The following is a 26,496-nucleotide window of genomic DNA, read 5'->3' on the forward strand; positions in this document are numbered from 1 at the left end:
ATCGGCTTCTCATGTAGGCTAGCTACACATCGACGCCTCTGCCTTGTATAAATACCCAGCAACTCGCTGCAAAAATCAGCTCGAAAGATCAACACGCCCTAGTTTTTTATTTTATTTTCCAGTGCTTAAACGGTGTCACAACGGCAGTGGAATTGCTGTGACACCGATTGAACTTCAGTCTAAGTAGACCAAAGCATTAGTTTGAATTTGAATTTGAATCTGAATCTGAATCTGAGTCGTAGCCGATTAATCTAGCCCCACCAAAGATTCAAGAGTTAAGTCTTTGATTGTCTTTGCGCCAGTTAGAGTCATTGCAACGCGCATCTCTTTGTCATACAGGTCGAGTAGATTCTCAACGCCTGCTTGTCCTTGTGCCGCTAACGCGTAAACGAAAGAGCGGCCAAGCAAGGTGCAGTCTGCGCCCATCGCCATCATACGAACCACATCTAAGCCAGTACGAATACCAGAGTCGACCAGAATCTTAGTGTCGCCTTTTACTGCATCTGCAATCGCAGGCAAGGCTTTAGCACTCGATAGAACGCCATCAAGCTGACGACCACCATGGTTTGAAACCACAATGCCGTCTGCGCCAAATCTTACGGCGTCTTTTGCATCTTCTTGATCAAGAATGCCTTTGATGACCATTGGGCCGTCCCAGAAATCACGGATCCACTCTAGGTCTTTCCACGAAATCGATGGGTCGAAGTTGTCACCTAACCAACCGATGTAATCTTCCAGTTTGGTTGGAGAGCCGCGGTAAGTCGAGATGTTGCCAAGATCGTGTGGCTTACCGAGTAAACCTACATCAACGGCCCAGCTAGGATGACGCATAGATTGAAATACGCGGCGTATTGCTGCATTTGGGCCACTCATTCCTGAGTGCATGTCACGGTAGCGAGCGCCGGGTACAGGCATGTCTACCGTAAAGACCAGTGTTGTCACGCCAGCCGCTTTTGCACGTTCCAATACGTTCTTCATGAAGCCGCGATCTTTTAACACGTAAAGCTGGAACCACATTGGGCGTTCAATCTTAGGTGCGACTTCTTCAATCGGGCATACCGACACGGTGGACATGGTAAAAGGGATGCCTTTGTTGTCCGCAGCTTTTGCAGCTTGTACCTCGCCACGTCGTGCGTACATGCCTGTTAGTCCAACCGGAGCTAAGGCAATCGGCATCGCCAGCTTTTCGCCAAACAATTCGGTTTCCAAATTTAGGTCCGACATGTCATTAAGTACACGCTGCTTGAGCGCGATCTCTGCAAGATCGGCCGTGTTGCGGCGTAGGGTATGTTCTCCGTAAGAACCGCCGTCAATGTAGTGAAAAAGAAACGGTGGTAATTTTGCTTTTGCTGCGGCGCGGTAATCAGTCGATGCGGATATGATCATAATTTCAGTCCTAAATTCTTGGGATGTTGCCCTTCTGTGAGAGCTTGGCTTGGGCTGCTTGTTATTCTTAATAAAGTGGCGTTAATACCCGAGGGTGTTGATGTGTTTTAGTATCCATTCCGAAACTCATCAACTGTCTTATTAGACGGTGTTGCAGTCGGGGAATTGAGTATTAACGCCAAGTGCTTTTGTAACGACTTATGGTTTACATAAGTGCGTCTGTCATTTTGAAGCCGTAGATAACCACTAGGCCGATGATTCCTGTCATTACTAAGTAGTAGAACGTTGGGATGATAGTCTTACGTAGTGTTGCGCCTTCGCGTCCTAACAAGCCTACGGTCGCCGATGCGGCTACCACGTTGTGAATCGCAATCATGTTACCTGCTGCTGCACCAACGGCTTGCAGAGCAACAACCACAGCACTAGAGATAGATAGAGTTTGTGCTACTTCGAATTGGAACTGGCTGAACATCATGTTTGAAACGGTGTTCGAACCTGCAATGAAGGCACCTAACGCACCAACTGTGGCACTTAACGCTGGGAATGCGCTGCCAACTAGGTCAGCTGCAAAGTTTGCAGTGGTTACTGGCATACTTGCTAAATCAGCGCCGTTAACACCAGAGTTAATGAAGATACGCACCATTGGGATGGTGAACACCAGTACAAAGCCTGCGCCAATCAGAGTCTTGCTCGACTCACCAAACGCTTTAGCTAGTGGTGTTGTGCTGCGTGATTGCATTAGAACAGCAACCAGTGCGACGAATACCAAGATACCGCCAGGTAGATACAGAGGTTGAATCGCAGTGCTTACGCCTGTCTCGCCTAGGATGTTGCTGAACGAAAGGCTAACGCTCTTAAGTAGGCCTTTGAACTCAGGGCTCACACGGCTAGCAACGAGAGTGACAGCGAGCAGCACGTAAGGTGCCCATGCCATCGCCATGCTCATTTTCTTATGACCTTGCTTACTGTTTGAATGAGTGTCGTCTAGATCGATTTTCAAAGAACCTAGCCATTCTGCTGGCCACTTGTCTTCGCTTTCAAAGTCCCATTTTGATTTTGGTACTAGGAAGCCGCGTTTTGCTGCTGTTACAACAATTGCTAGGCCAACCAAACCACCAATCAGTGATGGGAACTCTGCACCTAGGAAAACACCTGTTAGTGCGTAAGGAATAGTGAAAGCAGCACCTGCGAACAGTGCGAACGGCAGGATATCAAGACCTTCAGTCCAGCTTTTGTTCTTACCGAAGAAGCGAGTCAGCATCATCGCCATCAATACAGGAATCATCACACCAACGCAGGCGTGGATGATCGCAACACTTGATGTGATCTGTTGTAGGTAAGCATCCCATGTTGAACCATTGGCAATCAGGCTTTCACCAATGTTGTGCGTATCCAAACCTTTGTTTACGCCAACAATGATAGGTGTACCAACCGCGCCGAATGATACTGGCGTAGATTGAATCATCATGCCCATCAGTACCGCGGCTAATGCTGGGAAGCCGATAGCAACCAGTAGTGGAGCGGCAATAGCTGCAGGTGTACCGAAGCCAGATGCGCCCTCGATGAATGAACCAAAACACCAAGCTATGATGATTGCCTGAACGCGACGGTCAGCGGATATATCCGTGAAGCCATTGCGAATAGTGGTGATAGCTCCGGTGTGCTTCAAAGTGTTTAATAAGAAGATGGCGCCGAACACAATCCAGAGAACCGACACGGTTATGCCGAAACCTTGGAATACGGAAGCCAACACGCGAGTGCTAGACATATCCCAAGCAAATAGGGCAATAGCAACGGTTAGTGCGAATGCCACTGGCATCGCTTTTTTCGCTGGCCAGTTCAGGCCAACCAGTAGAATCGCTGCAACAACTATTGGCGAAAAGGCCAATAAAGCTAGTAGAGTTTCACTCATGGGTACTTCCTCGTACTGTTTTCAAACGTTCATGTTTGAAGTAAAGATCACGTTATGGTTTGTCGTCATTTGAGTCGCTCTGGCCTCTAAACGGGAACCTTATTTGGGCGACTCTTGTAATTGGAATGACTGTTTTTGTAATTGTTTTGTTAATTTGGCGTGAATTTACCCCTTTATTTTTTATTGATATAGGGAAATAATGAAAATAATTAATTCCAAAATTGGCATAATCAGATGCGAGCAGACGATTTGATCCTGTTTTCACAGGTAGTTGAACTGGGTAGTTTTAGTAAGGTGGCAGAACAAAATAACCTTACAAATTCGGTAGTTAGTAAGAGAATTGCGCGATTGGAAGAAGAAATTGGCGTGCAATTATTATATCGAACGACGCGTAAATTGACCCTGACCGAGGCGGGCAAGGCAATGTTACACAGCGCTAAAAATGTGAAGCAGGCGGCGCAAGAGGCTATGGACGCAGTTTCAGGCTTTGGTGAAAATGTCAGTGGTCATATCAAAATGTCAGTGCCTACTATCTCCGGAGATTTGATTCTCGCAGACGCCGTTGCCGAGTTTTGTAATATGCACCCAGGTTTAACGGTCGATATGTCGCTTAACAATCGCTTTGTCGATTTGGTTGAGGATGGGTTGGACTTGGTGATTCGTACGGGTTACCTGGAAGACTCCAGCTTGATTGCCCGTCATATATTGGATTCGCAATGGGTGGTGTGTGCTTCGCCATCTTATATTGCTAAAAACGGCAAGCCGATGCTGCCTAAAGACTTGGTGCAGCACAACTGCTTGCAATACGCCTATCAAACAACGGGTGCCAGCGAATGGCAGTTCTTGCACAGTAAAGATGGCTGTACCGACAACGACAAATACATAGTGCGTGTTTCGGGCTCTTTCTCGACTGACAATGCGACGGCGCTAAGAAAAGCCGCATTAGGCGGACATGGAGTGGCGTACGTACCACGATGTCTGGTTTATCACGATATACGCAACGGTCAGCTGGTGGACATCTTCCCTGACTTAGTGGGCAAGAAGCTCGGTATTTATGCGGTTTACCCTTTTACTCGCCAGCCGCCCAACAAGATTAAGTTATTGATTGAACACATTAGAACTCGTTATCTGACGATTTCTCACTATTTTTAATAAGGATCACGATGAGCTATTTAAAAGAGTATCAATATCCAATCACCAATAAACAGATCGTCAGCGATGACTATTTTGGTCAGATAATCGAAGACCCATATCGCTGGTTAGAAGACGATAGAAGTGACGAAACTGCGCAGTGGGTGGCGAGCCAAAATACAGTCACGTTTGATTACCTTGCTCGAATCCCGTATCGCGCGGAATTGCGAGAGCGACTAGCAAAAGCGCAAGACTACAAAAAGAGCTCGCAGCCGTTTGTGCGAGGTGACTACACCTACTTCTATAAGAATGATGGTCTGCAGAATCACAGCATTCTCTATCGTCAGAAAGAAGGTCAGTCGATTGAAGTTTTCCTAGATCCGAATACTTTCTCGGAAGATGGCACTACATCACTGGGCTCTGTTTCGTTCTCAAAAGACTACAGCTTGGTGGCGTACAGCATTTCTGAAGGCGGTAGCGACTGGCGCAAGATCTTCGTGATTGATACCGAGACTAAGCAACAGCTCGAAACGGAAATTACCGACGCAAAATTTACCGGCATCTCTTGGTTAGGTAACCGTGGCTTTTATTACTCTAGCTACGATAAGCCAGACGGTAGTCAGCTTTCAGCTCGTACTGATAAACATAAGCTGTATTTTCATGAGTTGGGCACAGAGCAAGCGAGCGACAAGGTGATCTTTGGTGCGAACAACGCTGAGCAGCACCGTTATGTGTCCGGCTACACCACCGAAGACGATCGTTACTTAATTATTCTTGGTAAAGAATCGACATCAGGTAACAGACTGTTCTATATCGATCTAGGTTTAGAGGAACAATCGCTGAATACGCTGATTGATCATGTGGATAGCGACACTTACCTAATCGATAACCAAGACGAAGTCTTCGTCTTATATACCAATCTTGATGCACCGAACGGCAAGGTGGTGAGCTTTGATACTCGCAATCAACAGTGGCTCGATATCATCCCTGAGAAGCCACAGCCTTTAGACATTAGCACGGGTGGCGGTTACTTGTTTGCCCACTACATGGTGGATGTGGTGTCTCAGATTGAGCAGTTGGATTACCAAGGTAACCTAGTTCGTGAGATCCATTTACCCGGGCTGGGAACAGCCAGTGGCTTGGGTGGCAAAAACGAGCAAACTCAGCTTTATTACACCTTTACCAACTATGTTATGCCGCCGACTATCTTCTCGTTTGATGTTGAATCTGGCAGCTCGGAAATCTATCAGCGCTCTGAGTCTCCGTTTGAGTCGGACAAATTTGAATCTAAGCAGGTCTTTTATACTTCAAAAGATGGCACTCAGGTTCCGATGCTTATCTCTTATAAGAAGGGACTAAAACTGGACGATAATAACCCAACTATGTTGTACGCCTATGGCGGCTTCAATGTTAGCCTAACGCCTTCTTTCTCGGGTACGGTGGGCAGTTGGCTAGAACTGGGTGGCGTATATGCAGTGCCGAACCTGCGTGGCGGTGGCGAGTATGGTAAGGCGTGGCACAAAGTGGGTATACAACAACAGAAGCAAAACGTATTTGATGACTTCATTGCCGCAGCCGAGTTCTTAATCGTAGAAAATTACACCAGCAGTGGCAAGCTGGCGATTCGCGGCGGTTCTAACGGTGGTTTGCTGGTGGGTGCTTGTATGACACAAAGGCCTGAGCTTTTCCAAGTGGCTCTGCCTGCTGTTGGGGTGTTAGATATGCTGCGTTACCACACCTTCACGTCTGGTGAAGGCTGGGCGTACGACTACGGTACATCAGCGCAAAATAAAGAGATGTTTGAATACTTGCTTGGTTACTCACCCGTTCACAATGTAGTACGCGGCGTTGATTATCCGGCGACTCTTGTCACGACCGCTGATCATGACGACCGCGTGGTACCTGCTCACTCTTATAAGTTCATTGCAGAGCTGCAAGATAAGCATGAAGGTGATGCGCCTGTGATGATTCGTATTGACGTCAATGCAGGGCATGGTGCTGGAATGCCGCTGAGTAAAGCGATCGATCTCACTGCCGATATCTATGCGTTTACCCTGTTCAATATGGGGATTGAGTCTCTAGATTCATTTTAAATAATGGATTGATTCCATAAAACTGATACTTGAAGTTGAATCACTAACCTCAAAATCGCCCTTAGATTTTGAGGTTTTTTCATATTTATGAAAACCAATCAAAATTGCACCATATTTACCTCGCTCCACCACACTCTTTTCCGTGATAGACCCCGCCATTACTGATGAAATGAAAGCGATTTCAAGCCGTATTATTACGAATTTTTACGTCTATCTATCTGATTCTAAATAAATAACTATATCTGGTGATTACTCTAAAAGTTTCATGGCTTTGAGGCTGATTTATCAGTGTGAACAGCAACTAACTTTTCAACGCTTTCATTGCTTAATATTTCCCTGTTCGATGAAAACTCAAAAAAATAATAGGGAATTACAATGCAAAAATTTAAGCTTTTGCCAATAACGGTCGCAGTGGCGACATCGCTTGCTTCACTCTCTTCTTTTGCTGCTGACACCGATATTGAAGCATTAGAAAAACGAATCCAAGAGTTAGAGTCTAGAGTTGTTGATGTTACTTATGTTAACGACCAGCAACCAGCGGTACTAACTGCAGAAACAAAAGTACCGGAGGGTATCGTCTTCTCTGGTTACGCTCGTTACGGTGCTCACTACAAAAGTGGTGATGAGCGTTACGTAGACATCGGTACAACAGGTCGATCTGTTGGTCGTTTGGGTAACGAAGCCAATGGTGGTGAAGTTCAGTTAGCTAAGCTTTTCCAAGCTGACAATGGTGCGATTTGGGACGTCGTATTCATGGCTGACCACTGGGAAGCAGACGCTTGGGCTGACGACGGCGGCTTAAGTATGAAAAAAATGTACGCTGGTGTAACCAACGTATTTGAAAGCCAACCAGAACTTTATATGTGGGCTGGTCGTGACTTCCATCAACGTCCACAACAAGGTTTGAACGATTACTTTTGGATGACACACGATGGTCAAGGCGCTGGCTTTAACAACCTAGATTTCGGTGGTGCCAAGCTAGACATGGGCTTTGTTGGCCAAGTGAAAGGCGGCCTAGTGAACGACAACGGTCGATACGCTGTAACCGCTAAATTACACAGCATTGACGCTGGTATTGGTAACCTAGATTTCTACGCGAACTACGGTTTTGCATCGAGCGAAGCGGATACGTCAACGACAACTGAGTATGTATACGATCCAGATACAGACACTATGGTGCCAGTGGTAACTGAAGGTAAAAAATACAGTGATGAAACTGCATACCTTGTAGGTGCGACTCTTGGGCTAGGTGATTCTAACAAGTTGGTTGTTAAGTATGGTGACGGTGCAGACTCATCTGTATTTGAGCTGAAAGGTGATTACCAAACTTTCTATGCAAGTTTAGAAGGTAACTACGCGGCGTCAGACAACTTCATCATCGATTACTTAGTGTCGTACAAAGACAACTCTGGTTCAGATCTAGACCGTGAGAACACGGAATATGCGGGTATCGTTCGTCCACAATACCAATGGAATGATGTTCACTCTACATGGTTAGAAGCTGGCTACGGCATGGTTGATTATGATGACGACGGCGAAGAGAACGCGTGGAAAGTAACGCTGTCTCAAAACGTTTCTCTAGGTGGCTTACCTTGGAGCCGTCCCATGCTTCGTTTCTACACAACAGTGGGTGATGTAGAAACGAAAGGCAACACAGTGAAGACAACCAACGTTGATACATTGTCATTCGGTGCAATGTTTGAAGCTTGGTGGTAATCACAAGCTAGAAACAGCAGCTCTTTGAATTAGGCATATTTTCAAAGAGCGATGCTTTCAAATATCCATGCTTATTAAGAGCATACGTTGAAATACCTATGCTTTTAAAGAGTAAGTAATACTGTCCATTTTAGCCCTAAAGGCAGATTGATTAGGGCACGTTTCAATTAACTCCATTCTTGGGCACATTTTTGTGCCCTTTTTTTCGTCTTGAATATCTGTTCTATCATTTGGGATTACCTCTCATCTATTCTCCATGAGGTCTTCAATACCTCGTTTCATATTATTTTAACTTACCTCGCGTACCCTGCTTTATCCTTAGTGTTCGCAATGACTAATTTGTATCGTGACCCTTTTATATCAATAGGTTATATGGTGGTAATGCTAGATATCAATCGTATTTGATACGCCAATAGGTGTATTGGAACTCCTTCACTGAACTAAGGCTTTTAACAAAACTGACTAACTATGGATTCATGATTTCATGAAACAGTTTCATGGCGTGAAGGGAATCTGTAAGCGCTTTCATGATTTCCATAACTGGCCTTTTTAGCGCCGGGTTTAGTGTGATGACACTCACTTCAACTAAAACGTATTTTCTTAATAATCGTTTTGTAAGCGGTTACAAGCTAATGAAGTATCGAGGTTCGAGTGGCGACAATTAAACACGTATCAGAACATGCAGGTGTGTCTCAGGCGACAGTGTCTAGAGTCATTAATGGCACCAGTAGAGTCAGTCATGACAAGAAGCTAAAGGTTGAAAAAGCGATCAAAGAGTTGGGGTATCGTCCGAACTCCATCGCTCAAGCCTTGGCTTCAAGTCGTACAGGTAGTGTTGGTGTTGTTGTTCCAGAACTTGGCGGTTCGTTCTATTCAGGCATTTTGCATTGTATAGAAGAGAACTTACGCCGCTTTGGTTACCACGCTGTCGTCACGGCGGGTTCTAACACTGAGCAAGGGCAGCGCGAGTCTGTAGAGTTTTTATTGGGGCGTCGAGTTGATGCTTTGATTCTTCATACTCAACTGCTGAGTGATGACTATTTAATTGAATTGGAAGAACAGGGGACCCCTGTGGTTTTGATTAACCGCTTCATCCCAGAAATGGCGATGAGTTGCATAGATATTGATAACGAAGTCGGGGGGCTACTCGCTACTCAATATCTTTTGCAAAAGGGACATACAGATATCGCGTGTATTACCGGGCCTTTAGATAAAGCAGATGCTAGGGGGCGTTTGCAGGGGTATCGAAAGGCCTTGGAAGAAGCAGGTGTGCCATACGATGAAGCCTTAGTCTCGGAAGCGGGTTTTACTGAAGAGACGGGCATCAGCGCTATGAAAAAGCTGATGAATCGTAAGTGTCATTTCACAGCAGTATTTGCTTCGAATGATCACATGGCATTTGGCGCATTCGAAGTCTTACATCAGGAGGGATTGTCTGTTCCGAAGGACGTTTCACTGGTGGGCTTTGATAACACCATCTTCGCGCGTTATCTGACCCCTAGTTTGACCACCATTAATTTCCCAATTGAAGAGATGAGCATTGAAGCAGTGCAGCTCACTCTACAAAAGCTAAAAAAAATAAAACATGACGTGAACTTTAAATTGCTGCCGACGTTGGTCACTAGAAACTCGGTATCGGATTTACCAGTTACCCTATAAAAATATTAAGGATAGAACATGAAATTTAAGACCTTAGCGCTTTCATGCGCGGTTGCTTTAGGATTAGGTACAACAGCCGTGAATGCCGCTGACAAAGAAATTCGCTTTGACGGTTTCCCTGATTTTGACAGCAGCCTAAAGGTATTGCTGCCTGATTTCGAAAAGGAAACGGGTATCAAAGTTGATTACCTTATGAACAACCACGGTGACCACCACACGAAACTGACAACGAACCTTGCAACGGGTTCTGGTGCGGGTGATGTGATTGTTGTGGATGTCGAGAAAATTGGTCCATTCGTGGGTTCTGGCGGCCTAGTTAACCTGTCTGAAAACTACGGTGCAGATAAATACGAAGAACGATTCGCACCTTACGCATGGGCACAAGGTAAAGGCGCTGATGGCAACATGTACGGTATTCCTGTCGACCTAGGTCCTGGTGTTATGTACTACCGCACTGACGTGTTTGAAAAAGCGGGTATTGATGTAGAAGAAGCAATCAAAGATTGGGATTCATACATCGCCGCTGGTGAAAAACTGAAAGAGCAAAACGTCCAACTTATCGCTTCAGCAGCAGACGTTGCACAGGCGATTATCTTCACGACCGTTCCTGAAGGCGAAGGTCTGTACTTCGATAAAGATGGCAACCCAGTTGTGACATCAGAGCGTTTTGTTCACGCTTTTGAAGTTGCAAAAGAGATTCGCGACAAAGGCTTAGACGGTCGTATTCTGGCTTGGTCTAACGAATGGTACGAAGGCTTCCGCAACGGCACATTTGCAACTCAACTTTCTGGCGCTTGGCTACTTGGTCACCTAAACAACTGGATCGCTCCTGAAACTAAAGGTAAGTGGGCAGTAGAAAACCTACCTGATGGCATCTACGGCAGCTGGGGCGGTTCATTCCTTTCAATTCCAACTCAATCAGACAACCCAGATGAAGCTTGGGCGCTTATTGAATACATGACGACTGATCGTGAAGTTCAACTTAAGCATTTCGAAACGATTGCTGCTTTCCCTGCAAACGTAACGACGTATGACGATGAGTTGTTCCAAGAAGAGATGGAGTTCCTAGGCGGACAAAAAGCACGTCTTCTATTTGCTGAAGTTGCGCAAAATATCAAGCCAGTTTCTCCGGCTCAAGGTGACCACGTTGCACGTTCTATTATTCTAGAGAACGCATTGATGGAAGTGCTTGATGAAGGTAAAGACGTCAAGACTGCGCTTGCAGAGGCTGAGCGTCTAATTAAGCGTCGTACCCGTAATCTTTAATTTGTTCTTTTTTTAAGTAAGTGAGGAAGCGTGGATAACGCGCTTCCTTTTCTAAGAGGTCGTTACTATGAATCATACAGCGAGCACAACGATAGAACCTTCGGAGCAAAGCTTTTTTTCTCGCCTAAATTTGAAAGCGCTTTCACCGTATGGATTTCTTCTGCCGTTTCTGATCATTTTTTCTGTATTTGGGATCTTCCCGCTGTTGTTCTCTGTTTATCTGTCGTTCCACGAGTGGAACCCGGTAAGAGGCATGGATGCGATGGAGTTCGTTGGTTTTGAGAACTATCACATTGCATTGACTGACCCATGGTTATGGCGTTCGTTGAAGAACACATTGTGGCTAGCGGTTACGTCAGGTGTGGCTCAACACTTGGTTGCAATTCCAGTGGCTTACATGCTGGTTTCAATGGGTGACCGTATGCGTCACTGGCTAACATCGGCGTACTTTCTTCCGTTCATTACATCAACGGTCGCAGCGTCACTGATTTTCTTCAACATGTACTCTCCTAACTCAGGAATAATCAACCAAACGCTAATGGCTCTCGCCGATAGCACACTGTTTGGCTGGGCATTCGCTTGGGTTAACGATTTCCAACCAATCCGCTGGCTAGACGATGCCACTATGGTGAAACCGTCAATCGCAATCATGGTGTTTTGGAAATACACAGGTTTTAACATTGTTCTGTACACCACAGGTTTGATGACGATTCCGAAAGACATTTTAGAAGCAGCTCGTATGGATGGCGCTAATGCTTTCCGCCGCTTCTGGAATATCTCACTGCCTATGATTCGTCCGTTTATCTTCTTCGCTATCACAATGACCATCATCGGCAACTTGCAGATGTTTGAAGAACCGTTCGTTTTAACACGTGGTACGGGTGGTACAGGTCAATCTGGTTTAACCATTTCGATGTACCTCTACAAAGTGGGTTGGGAATGGTTAGAAATGGGTACAGCGTCAGCAATCTCTTGGCTGCTATTCGCTCTCATCGCAACGTGTACCTTGGTTCAATTTATATTCTTCGGTAAGAAAGGCTTAGGGGAACATTAATATGTCGACATCAATTAAGACAAATACCTCACCACTAAGTGGCCTAATGCCAAGCGAACGCAGCATGTACATCATGACTAAGATCTTGATGGTTATGCTCGGCATATTACTGGTTGTGTCAGCGATTATTACGGTATTCCCGTTCGTGTGGTCAGCCTTGCTTTCAACACGTGACCGTTCAGAAATTTTTGGCTCGGGCATCAGTTTTGCCATTGGCGATAGCTTAGCGGTTAACTACGCAAAACTGCTGGAAATCATGCCGTTCTGGAAGGCGATGTTTAACTCTATTTACGTGGCCTTCCTAGGCACAACTATCTCTCTGCTGTTCTGTAGCATGGGTGGTTACGCGTTTGCAGTGTTTAAGTTCCGCGGAAAAAACGTGCTGTTTGGCATGTTGGTTGGCTCAATGGCGATTCCGCCTGTGCTTAGCTTGATCCCTTACTTCATGATCGTGAAATTCTTAGGTTTATTGGATAACCACATGGCGGTATGGCTACCGTTCACTACCACACCATTTGGTATCTTTTTGATGCGTCAGCACGTGATTGCATCGATTCCAAAAGAGCTACTTGAAGCGGCGAAACTGGATGGCGCTGGTGAGTTCAGAACGTACTGGAGCGTGGTACTGCCACTCATGAAGCCTGCACTCGCAACATTGGCTATCGTTCAGTTCGTCTTCTTCTGGAACATGTTTATGCAGCCTCTCGTGGTGCTAAACAACCCAGATAACTATGTGATTACGCAAGCACTTCGAAGTGTTCAAGGTATTCCGAATACGCCATGGGGCGCGGTAATGCTAGGTACCACAATTTCTATTTTACCGCTCGTGATTACTTACTTGTTCGCATCGAAACAGATGATCAGTGGTTTAACGTCCGGCGCAGTTAAAGGTTAGGTTTAAGGGTTATAACAATGAATAAATATCAACTTCCAAGTGATTCAAAGTTACGCAGTAAGGAATTTGTATTCGGTGTCGCGACATCTTCATACCAAATTGAAGGCGGCGTTGAAGAGGGTGGTCGTACACCGTCTATCTGGGACATTTTCTGTAAGAAGCCGGGCAAGGTCGATAACGGTGACAATGGTGATGTGGCGTGTGATCACTACCATTTATGGCAACAAGATATCGAGATGATTCAAGGCTTAGGCGTTGATGCTTACCGTCTCTCTATTGCGTGGCCACGCATCCTGCCGCAAGACGGTGTGGTGAATCAGCAAGGCCTAGAGTTTTACGGCCAGATCATCGATGAGTGTCATGCTCGTGGAATGAAAGTTTATGTGACGCTATATCACTGGGATCTGCCGCAATACCTTGAAGATAAAGGCGGCTGGCTAAACCGTGAAACATCTTACAAATTCGCAGAATACGCAGAAGTGGTGAGCAAATACTTTGGTGACAACATCGACGTGTACACCACGCTCAATGAACCATTTGTGTCTGCATTCCTAGGCTACCGTTGGGGCGAACATGCGCCAGGTATCAAGGGCGAAAAAGAGGGCTACCTAGCGTCTCACCACTTAATGTTGGCACACGGTTTGGCAATGCCGATTCTTCGTAAGAATGCGCCTCATGCTAAGCATGGCGTAGTGTTTAACGCGACACCAGCCTACCCACTGACGCCACAAGACCAAGCGGCAGCAGACTACTGCGAAGCGGAGAACTACCACTGGTTCATCGACCCAGTATTGAAAGGTGAATACCCACAGTTAGTGGTTGAACGCCAAGCGATGAACATGCCGATGATCCTTGAAGGTGACTTAGACATCATCAGCGCGCCAGTTGATTACATCGGTATTAACTACTACACACGCAATGTCGCTCGCTTCAATGAGAACGGCGATATTGAATCGGTGAAGCAAACTGAAGCTGAACACACTTACATCGGCTGGGAGATCAACCCACAAGGTTTAACCGATTTATTGGTAAGACTGGATGCTCGTTACGAAAATATGCCACCTATCTACATCACAGAGAACGGTGCAGCCGGTAACGACGAACGTGTTAATGGACAAGTGATGGACGAGCAACGAGTTCGTTATTTCCAAGGTCATATCGAAGCGGTTCATAACGCCGTTGAAGCGGGTGTGAAAGTCGACGGTTACTTCGCTTGGAGCCTGATGGATAACTTTGAGTGGGCATTCGGCTACTGCCAGCGTTTTGGCATCGTCCACGTTGATTACACCACCCAAGAAAGAACATTGAAACAGAGCGCAATAGCGTACCGAAATATGCTTCTAGAGCGCGCTGAGGAGAACAGATAATGGCTAAAGTAGAATTTAAGAACATCAAAAAATCATTCGGTGATGTTGAAGTTGTAAAAGAGTTTGATTTTACGGTTGAAGACGGTGAATTCGTGGTTTTCCTTGGCCCATCTGGCTGTGGTAAATCGACAACGCTACGCATGCTAGCTGGCCTTGAAAGCATCAGCTCTGGTGACATCGTGGTTGGCGGCAAGCTGATGAATAAAGTCGACGCTAAAGACCGTGACTTGGCGATGGTATTTCAAAGCTACGCACTGTACCCGCACATGACGGTGTACGAGAACATCGCCTTTGCGCTAAAACTGAAAGGCATGCCAAAAGCAGAAATCGACGTAGAAGTGCTAAAAGCGGCGAAAATGCTAGAGCTTGATCCACTACTGAACCGTAAGCCGAAAGAGCTTTCTGGTGGTCAACGTCAGCGTGTGGCAATGGGCCGTGCGATGGTTCGTACGCCGAAGGTTTTCTTGTTTGATGAGCCGTTATCTAACCTAGATGCAAAACTTCGTGGCGTGATGCGTGAAGAGATCAAACACCTACACCGTGAACTTAAAACCACTACGATCTACGTAACCCATGATCAGATCGAAGCGATGACGCTGGCGGATCGCATTGTGATCTTGAAAGATGGTTATGTTGCTCAAGTTGGTACACCAACCGAGGTGTTCCAGCGTCCTGCAAACAAGTTTGTCGCGCAATTCATTGGTAACCCGTCAATGAACATGTTGGAAGCAAAACTGATTGAAAAAGAAGGCGAGTACTTCGTTGAAATCGGCGATGTTCATATCCCACTGCCTGAGCGCTTTAAGTCTCTGGCGTCTAAGAACCTAGCGCTGCATTTTGGTGTTCGTCCAACAGACATTCACCTACGTGCCGAGCAAGTTGATCACGACCGCGTACTGCCATTCCCTGTAAAAATCAAAGACAAGGAATTATTGGGCGCAAGCATTCTTCTGAAAACAGAAATTGGCGGTCAACCGTTGATGGTTGAAACCCAAGCGGCTGAAGTGGATGTAAAAGATCTGACGCTTTACTTGGATTTGGATGCTTTCCACTTGTTTGACGCACTGAGTGAGAACTCGCTAGCGAGCTAGTTAATTACGAGCTAGCCAGTCAATTCAAATCAGCCATTGAGCTGACACCAACCAACTTACGACAAATTGTTTTGGCTCCTCCTGATTTGGGAGGGGCTAGGGATAGTGATGATGAAATTCGGATATTTTGACGATAAAAACAAAGAATACGTAGCAACCACACCATGCACACCGATCAAATGGTGTAACTACGTGGGCACATTAGATTTCGGTGGCATTGTAGATAGCAACGGCGGCGTGCTGTTGTGTAAGGGCGACCCGGCACTCAACCGCATCACCAAGTACATTGCTCAACTGCCAAACTCGGATTTCAAAGGCTCGACCATGTACCTCAAGGTACGTGATGAAGCGGGCAACGTAGAAATATTCTCACCTTTCTACACACCAACTCTGAAGCCGTTGGATAAGTTTGAAAACCACACAGGTTTGTCTTACACCACCATCATTGCAGAAGCCTTTGGTGTGCGTTGTGAAGCGACCTTCTTCGTGCCAAAAGCTGACCAAGTACTGTTGCAAGATATCAAGGTCACCAACATTTCAGACAAAGCGCTGCACGTTGATGTAGTGCCTGTCTACGAATTTACACACTTCGATGCGCTTAAGCAGCTATTGAATGCGGATTGGGTTCCACAAACCATGACGTTAAAAGCGCATCAACAAGAATCGGGTCACACCGTGCTTGAGCAGTATGCCTTCATGAAGCGTGACTACGCCGTAAACCTGATGACTGCTGATCGCCCTGCGACGTCTTTTGACGGTGATCGCCAGTCATTCCTTGGTCAGTTTGGCTACGGTACATGGGCTGCGCCACAAGCGTTAGAAAATGACGAGCTTGGCAATACAGAGTGTTTGCGTGGCGATAACATTGGTGCACTTAACCTGCGTCTGGGGTGGCTATCTCCAGAGCAGACAGAGCGTACGGTTGTACAAATTGCACAAGAACAGAGCCTAGAAGCGGCATTGCCTCTATTGGCTAAATATCGTGACCATCAGGTGGTTGACTCGGCATTCGCTGAACTGGCTGAGCATTGGGACACATACTTGCAAGCGGTTCAGGTTGAAACGCCAGACCTAGCAATGAACTCGATGCTTAACGTACACAACCCACGTCAGTGCCACACCACCAAAAACTGGTCTCGTTACCTGTCTTTGTATCAACTTGGCTATGGTGCACGTGGCATCGGTTTCCGTGACTCTTCGCAAGATACATTGGGTGTTATTACTCATATGCCAGAAGAGGCGCGCGAGTTCATTGAGCGTCTGCTTTCAGTGCAGAATACTAACGGTTCTGCGATGCACCAGTTCTTCCCATCGACGATGGAAGCGAACGCGGGTGACTCGCGTGAAGAAGAAGATCGCCCTGATTATTACGGCGATGATCACTTGTGGATCATCTACGCGGTCACTCAATATGTGAAAGAAACGGGCAATGCAGACTTCTTGAATAAAGAGATCCCGTTCTATCAAAAAGACAAAGCTGGCAACCCCGTTGAAACCGGAACGGTTTGGAACCACTTATGTCGTTCTATTGAATTTACTTACACCAATACCGGTGAGCACGGTCTACCACTATTAGGTTTTGCTGACTGGAATGACACGGTGAACCTGCCAACCGGTGCTGAATCGATGATGGTAGCTAACATGTACGGTAAGGCATTACTCGATATGTTAGACCTGTGTGAGTTGCGCGGCGAAGCGAAACTGACGGCTAAGTTCAAAGACCAATATCAGCAAATGCAGAGTACGGTCAACGAGTGCGGTTGGGATGGCGAATGGTTTGTTCGTTACTTTGATGAGCAAGGTTTGCCAATTGGTTCTCACAAGAACGAGCAAGGGCAGATCTACACCAACGGTCAAAGCTGGCCTGTGATCTCTGGTTTCGCGACACAAGAGCGTGCTACTCAGGCGCTAGATTCGGTTTACAACAAGCTAAACACAGCTAATGGCATCAAGCTCTCAACTCCTGGGTACAACGGCTTTGATCCGCAACTAGGTGGCGTTTCAACTTACCCACCAGGTGCGAAAGAGAACGGCGGCATCTTCTTGCATTCAAACCCATGGGTAATGATCGCAGAAGCGAAAATGGGCAACGGTGAGCGTGCTTACGAGTACTACCGTCAAATCAACCCAGCGTCTAAGAACGATGACATTGATACCTTTGAATCTGAACCTTACTGCTACCCACAAAACATTCTGGGTGACGAGCACAAACAGTTCGGTTTAGGGCGTAATGCATGGCTGTCGGGTACTTCATCTTGGACATATGTGGCGGGTACACAATGGATTCTGGGTGTTCGTCCTGAAGTGGATGGTTTGCTGGTGGACCCTTGTATTCCGTCTGAGTGGCCTGAATTCAAAGTGCGTCGTCAGTTCCGTGGCGCGACATACCATATTCATGTCACTAACCCAAATAACGTGTGTAAGGGCGTCGTTGAGATGAAGGTCAATGGTGACCTGATTTCAGGCAACAAAGCACCGGTATTCACGTCAGGTGAGCATACCGTTGAGGTTATTTTAGGTTAGCAAAGAGAAGGGCGCGTTATGCGCCCTTTATTGGTTTTTGGTTTCTCTTTAGTGTTGCTTTATTTTGGTTGCATCACTTTGGTTGATAGCTAGCTTGGCATTGCCAAGTGAAGGTTTGAGATTGGTTCGGTTCAAGCGTCAATAAGCCGATCTGGTTATTGAATGCATCAGCTGGGCAAGTCATTGGTTCTATTGCAATACTTTGCTCACTAGTCGGCGTGTACAGCTGAACGAATGGGTAGCTTTTATCTTGTTGATAGTGAATAGCGGCAGACAAATCTGAGCGTGTAAACGCAAGTTGATTGATTGTCTTTGAATCAAATTCAAAGCAGTGATTTAGGCTTTGACTGGTGAGTGAATCGTCCAAAGACAAACAGTCGAAAGCATGCTTTTCACCATTAGGAAGATCGTTCTCGTGTATGACTTCAGAGCAAGGTGACATAGCGAGTCCACATTGTGTTAATTCAGTGCCGAGTGAGAAATAAGGGTGCCAAGCATCACCGAATGGGAAGGCTGAATCACCAAGGTTAGAAACAGTTGTTGAAGACGTGAGTTTACCCGTGATATCGACAGTGAAAGTCGCTTCAAGGTTGAATGCAAACGGGAAAGCAGGATGCAAAGACGACGTTTGATACTGCAACGTCACACTGGCAGATTCTTCAGTGATTACGTGGTTTGTGATTGAAAAAGGTTGGTCGTAAAGCAGACCATGTACGGCATGATCAGACCAAGGAAAGTTAGCTGGAAGTTGATGGTTTTGGTTATCGAAACTGTAACGACCTAAGTTTAAACGGTTTGGAAAAGGGAATAATTTAGCACTGCGGGAAAAGAACGGATGTTGGTTGATCAGTTCATCATAATTCTGATAACCACAAATAAAAGAGAATGGACTGTTGTTTACAATATATTTATTTATAACAGCGCCAAACCCATTGATTATTTGAAGTTCTATACCATGTTGGTGGTTTATTAATGTGACTGAGTCAATATTTCCAAATTTTTCATTTATAATTTTAAACATGTTGATGTCTCCATTTTAAAAAAGATATTAACAAGAAGAAAAAAATATTCAATGGCGGTTTTAAAATGAATAATAAAATTCCATACACAAGCTATTCAGGAAGTTCCGAACATCTTTGCAAAAAAGGTGATGCGGTTGAGTTTATTCAACCTTGGTACACGCCAATTTCCACTACGCCAGAAAACACTGGTATGGCGGTAGGCGGAATTGGTAACACATTTACACTAACACCAAATGGCAACACGCCAAATTTTAGTTTTATTCCGGGAATATTTGTTGATTGCTCAGAGCAAGTTATTAATTTTAATGATTTTTATGCATCGGTGATGAACGTGCCGACCATCGACACGCTACAAATCATTGATGAGCAAGAGTTGAGTGTTCATCTAAACTTCTATCCTGCCTTGTTCGATGGCAAGAAAATTGAAAGCGCAAAAATGTTGAATGCGATTAACCACATTCGCGCAGCATTAAAAAACGGTCACTTCTACCAAGAAAATAAAGCTAACTTTACAAAGTGGAACGTTGAATTTTCAAATAAGACGAAGTTATTAATTGAATCGGATTCATCATCGGTTGTTTGTCAGTTATATGTCGCCTTAGATTTCTTTAATGGTTTATTAATTAATGACACGACGAGATTGTTATCACTTACTGCGGGTGATAATAATGATATGGATAGTTTTAATGACAGTGATATAGACAGTGTTAATGGCAGTGATATAGAATATCAAGCTTTGTATCCATTGGCTGAATATAAATACAGTAGCTTCGATGATATTAATATAAAGCGTAAGGTCGTCTCTCCGATCGTTAAAGAGAACAAACGCCTTTGTTCTTTACCGATGCACTGGAATCACTTCGAATTAACCAATAATTCATCGCAAACACGCGTTATCACGCTTGCTCAACCTCTACAAAATTTGATTGGCTCAACCTATCAAAAAGGTCGCGATGGCATTCAAGATTCGGCTTGTACCTTGTCTCAAAATCCAATCGCTCAGCAGCATGAAGTGGTCAACTTAAAAGGCGAAAGTCACAGTTTTACGGGTGTTCAGCTCTCTAGCCAATCGCCTTATCAGAGCGATATTGAAGGCGAAGTGGTGTTTGGTGTTCAAGCGGATAACCACTTGACGGAATTAGGCAAGGTCTCGATTTCTGTGAAGCCAACGCTCTACACCTCTAAGACAGCTCAGCAAACAGAATTCGCACTCAAAACAGGCCGTACCAACACTGAGTTCCAAACCGGTATCTATACAGGACGTGAAGCACTGAGCGCATTGGTTGTGGTTCAGGTTGAATTGGAAGCGGGTGAGTCTGTTGATTTGCGTTTTGCACAGGTGATGGCGCACAGCAAAGTCATGCTTAATGGCTGGCATTCAGATAAAGCGTACACGCAATTCTACCCGCAAACGAAACCGGCTCTGCCGATGTTAGAAGAGGTATTGCCACAGCTAGAAGCGATTGAGCAACAGATCGTGAAGCAACAAACGGCTTTCCTAGAGCAAGCTCAAAGCAAGATATCGCAGCCTGATTCTGCATTGCGCTATGCGACGATGGCGATGAACTCACTATCATTCTTAGCGGAATCAACGGTATGGGACAAAGAAGATAAGTTCTTAGTAAAAGAGTGTGTCGACTACCCATTCTTTAACTCTCTGGACGTGTATTTCTACGGTTCATTTTCGCTGCTTTACTTGTTGCCTGAGCTTGATGGTTGTGTGATGAAAGAGTTCTCGAAAGCTATTTTAGCCGAAGATTTCACTCAGCGCCGCTACTGGGAATACGAAGCGACACCGAATGCCGAATTGATTGATGACAAGTACCAAGGTGTGCGTGCCATTCGAGGTGCGGTAATCCACGACTTGGGCAGCCCATTCGACATCCAGCCCGATGCTTACAGCTGGCACAACGTGAAAGAGTGGAAGGACTTAGCGCCCAAATACATTCTGATGGTGTACCGCCATTACCAAAACACCCAAGATATCTCTGTGGTTAAAGAGTGCTGGCAAGCGGTAACTGAAAGCATCGATTTCTTATCGAATTTGATCGCTGAAGGTGATGATTTACCACTAACCCGAGGCACAGACGATACCTTTGATAACCTCGCTTCTCATGGCATCTCAATTTACTGTGCGAGCCTTTGGGTAGCAGGACTTCAAGCGGCGAATGAGCTTGCTCTATTGATGAATGAGAATGAATTGGCTGCTGACTACTTAGCTCGTTCTAAGAAGGCCTTGGCCACTGTCGAGCAAAGCTTATGGGATGATAAAGAAGGTTACTACCATTTCTTCGTCACTCCGGTTCAAGCTAAGCATTTAACGGGACAAGGCTACCAAGTATTGGAAACCTTGGGGCTTGCGCTGACTGGCGATGCGATTGCCGATAAGAACATTCTGAATGATTATCTTAACCAAACAGATACTTCAATTGATGTTAGTAAGGTATATCAAAGAGTCTCTAAGAAACGCTTACTGAGCGAAACAGCTCCTCAAGCCTTTACACAAGAGTATTTAAATTTAGTGCCAGATTCTGACAACAGTTTTGGTGATGCACTATTAGCCGACAGCTACTTAAAGCTCATCGGTCTAGAGGGCATTTTCCCAGAAGACAGAATACAACGAGCACTAGACTATGTTTATAAGCACAACTTTGAGATCAACAGCCCTAAGCTGGGTGTAGCAAATATGACGCTGGCCGATGGTTCCCCACATGAAGCTTTTCAGGCGCAAGATGTGTGGATTGGCGTTCAGTTTAGCGTAGCGACTGCGTTGAATTTGGCGGGTAAATCGCAGCAAGCAGAAACATTGATGGATACCGTGTATACCGCACTCTATGACTATTCGAAAATTCCATTTGCAGCGCCAGAGGGATTCAATTGTTCTGTGTCTGTCAATGAGAAAGATCTTATAGAAGCATTTAAAGTGTCTCAAAATGATGCGAAAAACTGGCTAAGTGCACTTAAATATCAAAACTGTGTGCTGTCTGACGGTCGTATCAACCCAGCATTAACGAAAGATACTAACAATTTTGTTAAAATGATGGACGGTGAAATTCCGTTAGAAAAGCTGGCAGGCTTGCACAAATGGCTATTGAGTACTGGCTTGAAATATACGGCTGGCCGTTACTTTAGACCGGGGATGATATTCGCCTACTTGTATTAACTTAACGACACAGGCTTCAACTAAAGCAGTGGTATGCAAGTTGAAATTGACGGGGAGCTTAAAGCTCCCCAAATGTCACTTGATTAGGGTATCGAGATGCGCACTAAAACAAAAAAAACAACAGTATACGATGTAGCAAGATTGGCTGGTGTTTCTCCCAGTACCGTGTCTCGCTTCCTTAATCGAACCACTTATGTGTCGGATGATAAAAGCCAAAATATTGAGCAAGCCATTAAAGACACAGGCTACAAACCTAACTTCCAAATGCAAGAAAATACCAACCGACGTTCGCTAACTATTGGTGTGTTGGTGCAACACCCTGACAGTCCTTACACCAGTCGTATCCTCAACGACATGGAAAAAACTCTGATCGCTCAAGGCTATTCATTAGTGATCGCAACAGGGCATTGGCAGAAAAAGCTGGAATTACATGCGCTGGAGTATCTGGCGAAAAGTAATGTTGATGGCATGATCATCGTGACTGGCAGTGTGACTAAAGAAGACATAACCAAGTATGCTCAAGACATTCCTGTCGTGGCGGTAGGATACGACATTGTTGATGACAACATCCGCACGATCAACATTGATAATGTGCTTGGAGGCTATATGGCCACTTTGCATCTCCTCCAGCAAGGACATGTAAATATTGCACATATCAAAGGGCTTTCTAGTCAGCCAGATTCTGGGAGCCGCTTCGAGGGCTATAAAAAAGCACTTCAAGAAGCGGGCATAAAAGTGATGCCAAAACTGGTTAAGCAGGGTGATTTTAGTAGTGAGTCTGGCTACGAGAAAACCGTCGAACTGATCGAGTCTAAGATTCATTTTTCAGCTCTGTTCGCGGCCAATGATCAGACGGCTTACGGCGCGATTAAGGCGTTGCATGATCACGGCTACAAAGTACCAGAAGATGTGTCGGTGATAGGCTTTGATGACTTGCCAACGTCTAAGTATTTTACGCCTGCATTAACGACATTAAGACAGCCTATTGAAGAAATTGGAGAGGTATGTGCTCAATCGATTTTGAACCTGTTATCTGGCGAGAGGCATGAGGCTCGACTGCCACCCATTGATTTGATTGTGAGAGAGTCGACCAAGTCTTTGTATCGTTAATTTCAAGACAAGCATCAAGGTGTGTGCCCGTGATGATTCGGATTGACGTAAATGCAGGGCATGGGGCAGGTAAGCTAAAATACTTCTGCCCCATTATTGGCTAGACCTTTTACTCGTTCACACCCTGTTCATGGGTTTTTACCATACTAAAACTTATCCACTCTTCTCATGTTGTTAATCCCCGTGATGTTTCACGGGGGTAGATTCCACCTTTCCTTCAGCGTTATAACCTTAAGTTCTTTTTCGATCAGTTTGTAGGTGTTTGAGGGGCACAAAAAAGCCTCGCGCTTGGCGAGGCTTTGGTTATCTAAATGTTCTGGATGCATCTCGATAAAAGTTTTCATGACTACCCAACGCCATTAAGGTCAGGACTAACGTCCCGTCTTCATCGTAGTTGTACCCAAGCAAGGTGAGCTGCTTGTTCATCTTAAACTTGTGCACCCTAAGAAAAGACAAATCGCCTTTCTTCATCACGCCAATAAAAGGGTTTTCTATAACCTCTTTTACTGCTTTATCTAGATCTTGTTTCTGGTTTTTGTGTAGCTTTTTTACGGTCTTGGCAAATGTCGTAGTTTGCTCAATCTTTGTTACTTTCGCTAAATTCATAAGAGGTCGTATTCCCGTGCTCTAATTCGGCTTTAGCGATGATTGCCTGCAGTACGAACTCGTAGGTTAAGTCAGGGTTATCCTCCATGATCTTGCCTATTTTCGCCCAATGCTCAATTTGCTTGGGGGTCGTTCGATTTAAAGCTGTTCCAATGGTTGCAGCTCTATCTACTAGGCTCTCATCAAGTCTAACGCTTGTAGTAGCCATATGTCTTACCTTGGTCGATGGTCATTTGTTTGTTGATGTCAATTGTAGCGCATTGCATCATATGTGGCAAATTGCAGCAAAAGACTTGCTGGTGTGAGGCTTTGGGGTGCTGTCGCAAACTTTGAGTCTTTAAGTTAAGATTTGCTTAATTTCCATTCATGTTACTGACTCTTAATGTTTACAGGCTGCCACTTTCCTTCTGAAGTTATTCTTGAAATCGTACGTTATTATGTTGCCTATAAACTCAGTTATTGTGAAACCGAAGAGATTCAGAGTGAGCGTGGTGTCGTTGTGTAACCCGCACCATCAATACTAAACGTTAAGTTAAGCGATTTTCCATACCTGGAGTTATTCATTAATTGCTAATTTCGCAGATACACTAATAAATTTTTGTCCAATAAAGAGTTGAACGAAGCCGCTCTGCGACTATGACCCGACTACCAGCTAACCCTGTTTAAAGTCCGTCAGCTTTAGCAAACCTCCGTAATCACTGAGTTGATTTTTCATATACCCCAGAAACGAAAAATGTCGCATCCATGCGACATTTTTCTTTTGGCGGCCAAACCAGTTTTGCTATATCCATTCTAGATTTCAATCCATTAGGAGATTATTCAGAATGTGCTTATAAGACGCTGTTAATCTTGATTAGTTCCCTCTAAGCGGCATTTTTTTCGGATTTATTTTCTAAGTCGAATGACGCCTCAATTAATTTCTTGGTGTAGTCATTTTTCGGCGCATTGAAAATCTCTTCGGCAGAGCCTTCTTCCATCACTTCGCCCTTCTGCATCACCAAAACACGATCCGAAAGTGCTTTCACTACCGAGAGGTCATGGCTGATGAAAAGGAAACCGATGTTGTGCTTGGTTTGAATGTCTTTCAGCAGGTCAATCACGGTCAGTTGTACTGAGCGGTCGAGTGCTGACGTCGGTTCATCCAACAGAATGAAAGATGGCTCAAGAATCAGCGCACGAGCAATCGCGATACGTTGTCTTTGTCCACCAGAGAACTCATGCGGATAACGGTTAATTGAATTTGGTTCTAGACGTACTTCAATCAGCGCTTTGCGTGCCCGTTCCAATCGTTCTTTCTTAGAGAGTTGAGGTTGATGCACCGTTAAGCCTTCGGTGATGATTTCCCCAACTGTCATACGTGGTGACAAAGAACCATAAGGGTCTTGGAATACCATTTGTACATCTTTCTTGAGTTTATGGCGTTCTTTGTCGGTTAATAAACTGACATCTTGGCCTTTGTAAACAATGCGTCCGCTACTTGGTAGTAAGCCGATCAGCGCACGTCCAAGGGTCGATTTGCCTGATCCGGATTCACCAACAATACCCAAGGTTTCGCCTTGTTTAAGGTTCAATGAAATGCCTTTGACGGCTTCGAAGTACTGATTTTTACTCTTGATAAAATGTGATTTAACCAAGAATTGAACTCGGATGTCGTCAGCACACAACAGCTCTGGGGCTGATGCCTCAACAGGAACCTTAGCGCCTTTCGGAATCGAGTTAATCAGCATGCGCGTGTAGTCGTGCTTAGGGTTATCGAACAGCTCTTGCGTCTGCCCCTCTTCAACCAATTCACCCTTACACATCACCACCACACGGTCAGCAAAATGTTTCACCACACCTAAATCGTGGGTGATGAACAGAATCGCCATGCCCATTTTGCCTTGTATTTCTTTGATAAGAGAGAGTACTTCCGCTTGAACGGTCACATCCAATGCCGTGGTGGGTTCATCGGCAATCAAAATATCGGGCTCATTGATCAAGGCCATTGCGATCATGATGCGTTGCAGCTGACCACCAGAAAACTCGTGAGGGTACTTAGTATAGGCTTGCTCTGGCATTGGTAGATGAACAAGCTCAAACAACTCAAGTACGCGCTGTTTGGCCTTTGACTTCGATACCTTACGGTGACACATGATGGCTTCAGCTACTTGAATGCCTACACGCAGATATGGGTTCAAAGAGGTCATAGGCTCTTGAAAGATCATGCCGATTCTGTCACCCCGAATTGACTGCATTTGGCGTTCTGTTTTTTCTAGTATCGATTGTCCTTCGAACTCTATTTGAGATTGAGGGTCAATAATGGCGTTATCAGGAAGTAAACGCATCAATGCGTTGGAAGAGACTGATTTACCTGAACCCGACTCACCAACAATGGCCAAGGTTTCGCTGGAGTTAAGGGTAAAGTTAACCTTTTTGACCGCATCAATGATTCCATCATTGGTTGTGAAGCTAACGAAGAGGTTATTGACTTTGAGAATGGCCCGGTCCGACATGATATATCCT

18 protein-coding genes are annotated in these 26,496 nt (G+C 45.2%); 12 read left to right on the forward strand and 6 right to left on the reverse strand.

The genetic code is table 11. The features are described from left to right. Positions 1 to 246: 246 nt before the first annotated feature. Together lldD and ITG09_22690 are read right to left on the reverse strand one after the other, a co-directional pair. Positions 247 to 1,386 (reverse strand): FMN-dependent L-lactate dehydrogenase LldD, encoded by a 1,140-nt coding sequence (gene lldD, locus ITG09_22685; protein ID UPR54184.1) that lies wholly within the window; start codon positions 1,384 to 1,386, stop codon positions 247 to 249. A 205-nt stretch (positions 1,387 to 1,591) separates the two neighbouring features. Then, entirely contained in the window at positions 1,592 to 3,298 is a 1,707-nt protein-coding gene (locus ITG09_22690; protein UPR54185.1) for an L-lactate permease, read from the reverse strand. 234 nt (positions 3,299 to 3,532) lie between these two features. On the opposite strand from ITG09_22690, the gene ITG09_22695 reads away from it, so the two are divergent. The 10 genes from ITG09_22695 (at position 3,533) to ITG09_22740 (ending at position 18,093) form a co-directional block, all read left to right on the forward strand. Beyond that, a complete protein-coding gene (locus tag ITG09_22695) occupies positions 3,533 to 4,450 on the forward strand; it encodes a LysR family transcriptional regulator (protein ID UPR54186.1) in 918 nt (305 codons plus the stop codon). A gap of 11 nt (positions 4,451 to 4,461) precedes the next feature. Next, positions 4,462 to 6,522 carry a S9 family peptidase gene (locus ITG09_22700; protein ID UPR54187.1) on the forward strand — a complete coding sequence of 687 codons (2,061 nt, stop codon included), beginning with the start codon at positions 4,462 to 4,464 and terminating at the stop codon, positions 6,520 to 6,522. A 375-nt stretch (positions 6,523 to 6,897) separates the two neighbouring features. After that, complete coding sequence (locus ITG09_22705) at positions 6,898 to 8,238, forward strand: carbohydrate porin (protein UPR54188.1); 1,341 nt, start codon at positions 6,898 to 6,900, stop codon at positions 8,236 to 8,238. A 651-nt stretch (positions 8,239 to 8,889) separates the two neighbouring features. After that, positions 8,890 to 9,897 (forward strand): LacI family DNA-binding transcriptional regulator, encoded by a 1,008-nt coding sequence (locus ITG09_22710; GenBank protein UPR54189.1) that lies wholly within the window; start codon positions 8,890 to 8,892, stop codon positions 9,895 to 9,897. 18 nt (positions 9,898 to 9,915) lie between these two features. Further along, entirely contained in the window at positions 9,916 to 11,163 is a 1,248-nt protein-coding gene (locus ITG09_22715; GenBank protein ID UPR54190.1) for an extracellular solute-binding protein, read from the forward strand. A 67-nt stretch (positions 11,164 to 11,230) separates the two neighbouring features. Then, positions 11,231 to 12,217 carry a sugar ABC transporter permease gene (locus ITG09_22720; protein ID UPR54191.1) on the forward strand — a complete coding sequence of 329 codons (987 nt, stop codon included), beginning with the start codon at positions 11,231 to 11,233 and terminating at the stop codon, positions 12,215 to 12,217. Between the two features lie 46 nt (positions 12,218 to 12,263). Further along, positions 12,264 to 13,112, forward strand: a complete 849-nt coding sequence (locus tag ITG09_22725) for a carbohydrate ABC transporter permease (GenBank protein ID UPR55240.1) — start codon at positions 12,264 to 12,266, stop codon at positions 13,110 to 13,112. 17 nt (positions 13,113 to 13,129) lie between these two features. Further along, positions 13,130 to 14,479, forward strand: a complete 1,350-nt coding sequence (locus tag ITG09_22730; GenBank protein ID UPR54192.1) for a beta-glucosidase — start codon at positions 13,130 to 13,132, stop codon at positions 14,477 to 14,479. Next, positions 14,479 to 15,570 carry a sn-glycerol-3-phosphate ABC transporter ATP-binding protein UgpC gene (gene ugpC, locus ITG09_22735; protein ID UPR54193.1) on the forward strand — a complete coding sequence of 364 codons (1,092 nt, stop codon included), beginning with the start codon at positions 14,479 to 14,481 and terminating at the stop codon, positions 15,568 to 15,570. The genes ITG09_22730 and ugpC overlap by 1 nt, the downstream gene beginning before the upstream one ends. A 108-nt stretch (positions 15,571 to 15,678) precedes the next feature. Continuing rightward, positions 15,679 to 18,093, forward strand: a complete 2,415-nt coding sequence (locus tag ITG09_22740; protein ID UPR54194.1) for a glycosyl transferase — start codon at positions 15,679 to 15,681, stop codon at positions 18,091 to 18,093. 73 nt (positions 18,094 to 18,166) lie between these two features. Here the strand turns inward: ITG09_22740 and ITG09_22745 are convergent, their stop codons facing one another. Further along, positions 18,167 to 19,114 carry an aldose 1-epimerase gene (locus tag ITG09_22745; GenBank protein ID UPR54195.1) on the reverse strand — a complete coding sequence of 316 codons (948 nt, stop codon included), beginning with the start codon at positions 19,112 to 19,114 and terminating at the stop codon, positions 18,167 to 18,169. Between the two features lie 65 nt (positions 19,115 to 19,179). On the opposite strand from ITG09_22745, the gene ITG09_22750 reads away from it, so the two are divergent. Then, positions 19,180 to 22,278 (forward strand): glucosylceramidase, encoded by a 3,099-nt coding sequence (locus tag ITG09_22750; protein UPR54196.1) that lies wholly within the window; start codon positions 19,180 to 19,182, stop codon positions 22,276 to 22,278. Between the two features lie 96 nt (positions 22,279 to 22,374). Then, positions 22,375 to 23,388 (forward strand): substrate-binding domain-containing protein, encoded by a 1,014-nt coding sequence (locus ITG09_22755; GenBank protein ID UPR54197.1) that lies wholly within the window; start codon positions 22,375 to 22,377, stop codon positions 23,386 to 23,388. A 303-nt stretch (positions 23,389 to 23,691) separates the two neighbouring features. Here the strand turns inward: ITG09_22755 and ITG09_22760 are convergent, their stop codons facing one another. The 3 genes from ITG09_22760 to ITG09_22770 form a co-directional block, all read right to left on the reverse strand. Continuing rightward, positions 23,692 to 23,994, reverse strand: coding sequence for a type II toxin-antitoxin system RelE/ParE family toxin (locus tag ITG09_22760; GenBank protein UPR54198.1), 303 nt, complete (start codon positions 23,992 to 23,994; stop codon positions 23,692 to 23,694). Continuing rightward, complete coding sequence (locus tag ITG09_22765) at positions 23,966 to 24,202, reverse strand: hypothetical protein (GenBank protein ID UPR54199.1); 237 nt, start codon at positions 24,200 to 24,202, stop codon at positions 23,966 to 23,968. The genes ITG09_22760 and ITG09_22765 overlap by 29 nt, the downstream gene beginning before the upstream one ends. A 655-nt stretch (positions 24,203 to 24,857) precedes the next feature. Then, positions 24,858 to 26,486, reverse strand: a complete 1,629-nt coding sequence (locus tag ITG09_22770) for an ABC transporter ATP-binding protein (protein UPR54200.1) — start codon at positions 26,484 to 26,486, stop codon at positions 24,858 to 24,860. Positions 26,487 to 26,496: the final 10 nt, after the last annotated feature.

It is taken from the genome of Vibrio cyclitrophicus, assembly GCA_023206055.1.
In the GTDB taxonomy this organism is placed as follows: domain Bacteria; phylum Pseudomonadota; class Gammaproteobacteria; order Enterobacterales; family Vibrionaceae; genus Vibrio; species Vibrio cyclitrophicus_A.

Coding starts and splice junctions, on each gene's coding strand:
- lldD (UPR54184.1), bottom strand. CDS start 1,386: ATGATCATATCCGCATCGACTGATTACCGCGCCGCAGCAAAAGCAAAA.
- ITG09_22690 (UPR54185.1), bottom strand. CDS start 3,298: ATGAGTGAAACTCTACTAGCTTTATTGGCCTTTTCGCCAATAGTTGTT.
- ITG09_22695 (UPR54186.1), top strand. CDS start 3,533: ATGCGAGCAGACGATTTGATCCTGTTTTCACAGGTAGTTGAACTGGGT.
- ITG09_22700 (UPR54187.1), top strand. CDS start 4,462: ATGAGCTATTTAAAAGAGTATCAATATCCAATCACCAATAAACAGATC.
- ITG09_22705 (UPR54188.1), top strand. CDS start 6,898: ATGCAAAAATTTAAGCTTTTGCCAATAACGGTCGCAGTGGCGACATCG.
- ITG09_22715 (UPR54190.1), top strand. CDS start 9,916: ATGAAATTTAAGACCTTAGCGCTTTCATGCGCGGTTGCTTTAGGATTA.
- ITG09_22720 (UPR54191.1), top strand. CDS start 11,231: ATGAATCATACAGCGAGCACAACGATAGAACCTTCGGAGCAAAGCTTT.
- ITG09_22725 (UPR55240.1), top strand. CDS start 12,264: ATGCCAAGCGAACGCAGCATGTACATCATGACTAAGATCTTGATGGTT.
- ITG09_22730 (UPR54192.1), top strand. CDS start 13,130: ATGAATAAATATCAACTTCCAAGTGATTCAAAGTTACGCAGTAAGGAA.
- ugpC (UPR54193.1), top strand. CDS start 14,479: ATGGCTAAAGTAGAATTTAAGAACATCAAAAAATCATTCGGTGATGTT.
- ITG09_22740 (UPR54194.1), top strand. CDS start 15,679: ATGATGAAATTCGGATATTTTGACGATAAAAACAAAGAATACGTAGCA.
- ITG09_22745 (UPR54195.1), bottom strand. CDS start 19,114: ATGTTTAAAATTATAAATGAAAAATTTGGAAATATTGACTCAGTCACA.
- ITG09_22750 (UPR54196.1), top strand. CDS start 19,180: ATGAATAATAAAATTCCATACACAAGCTATTCAGGAAGTTCCGAACAT.
- ITG09_22755 (UPR54197.1), top strand. CDS start 22,375: ATGCGCACTAAAACAAAAAAAACAACAGTATACGATGTAGCAAGATTG.
- ITG09_22760 (UPR54198.1), bottom strand. CDS start 23,994: ATGAATTTAGCGAAAGTAACAAAGATTGAGCAAACTACGACATTTGCC.
- ITG09_22765 (UPR54199.1), bottom strand. CDS start 24,202: ATGGCTACTACAAGCGTTAGACTTGATGAGAGCCTAGTAGATAGAGCT.
- ITG09_22770 (UPR54200.1), bottom strand. CDS start 26,486: ATGTCGGACCGGGCCATTCTCAAAGTCAATAACCTCTTCGTTAGCTTC.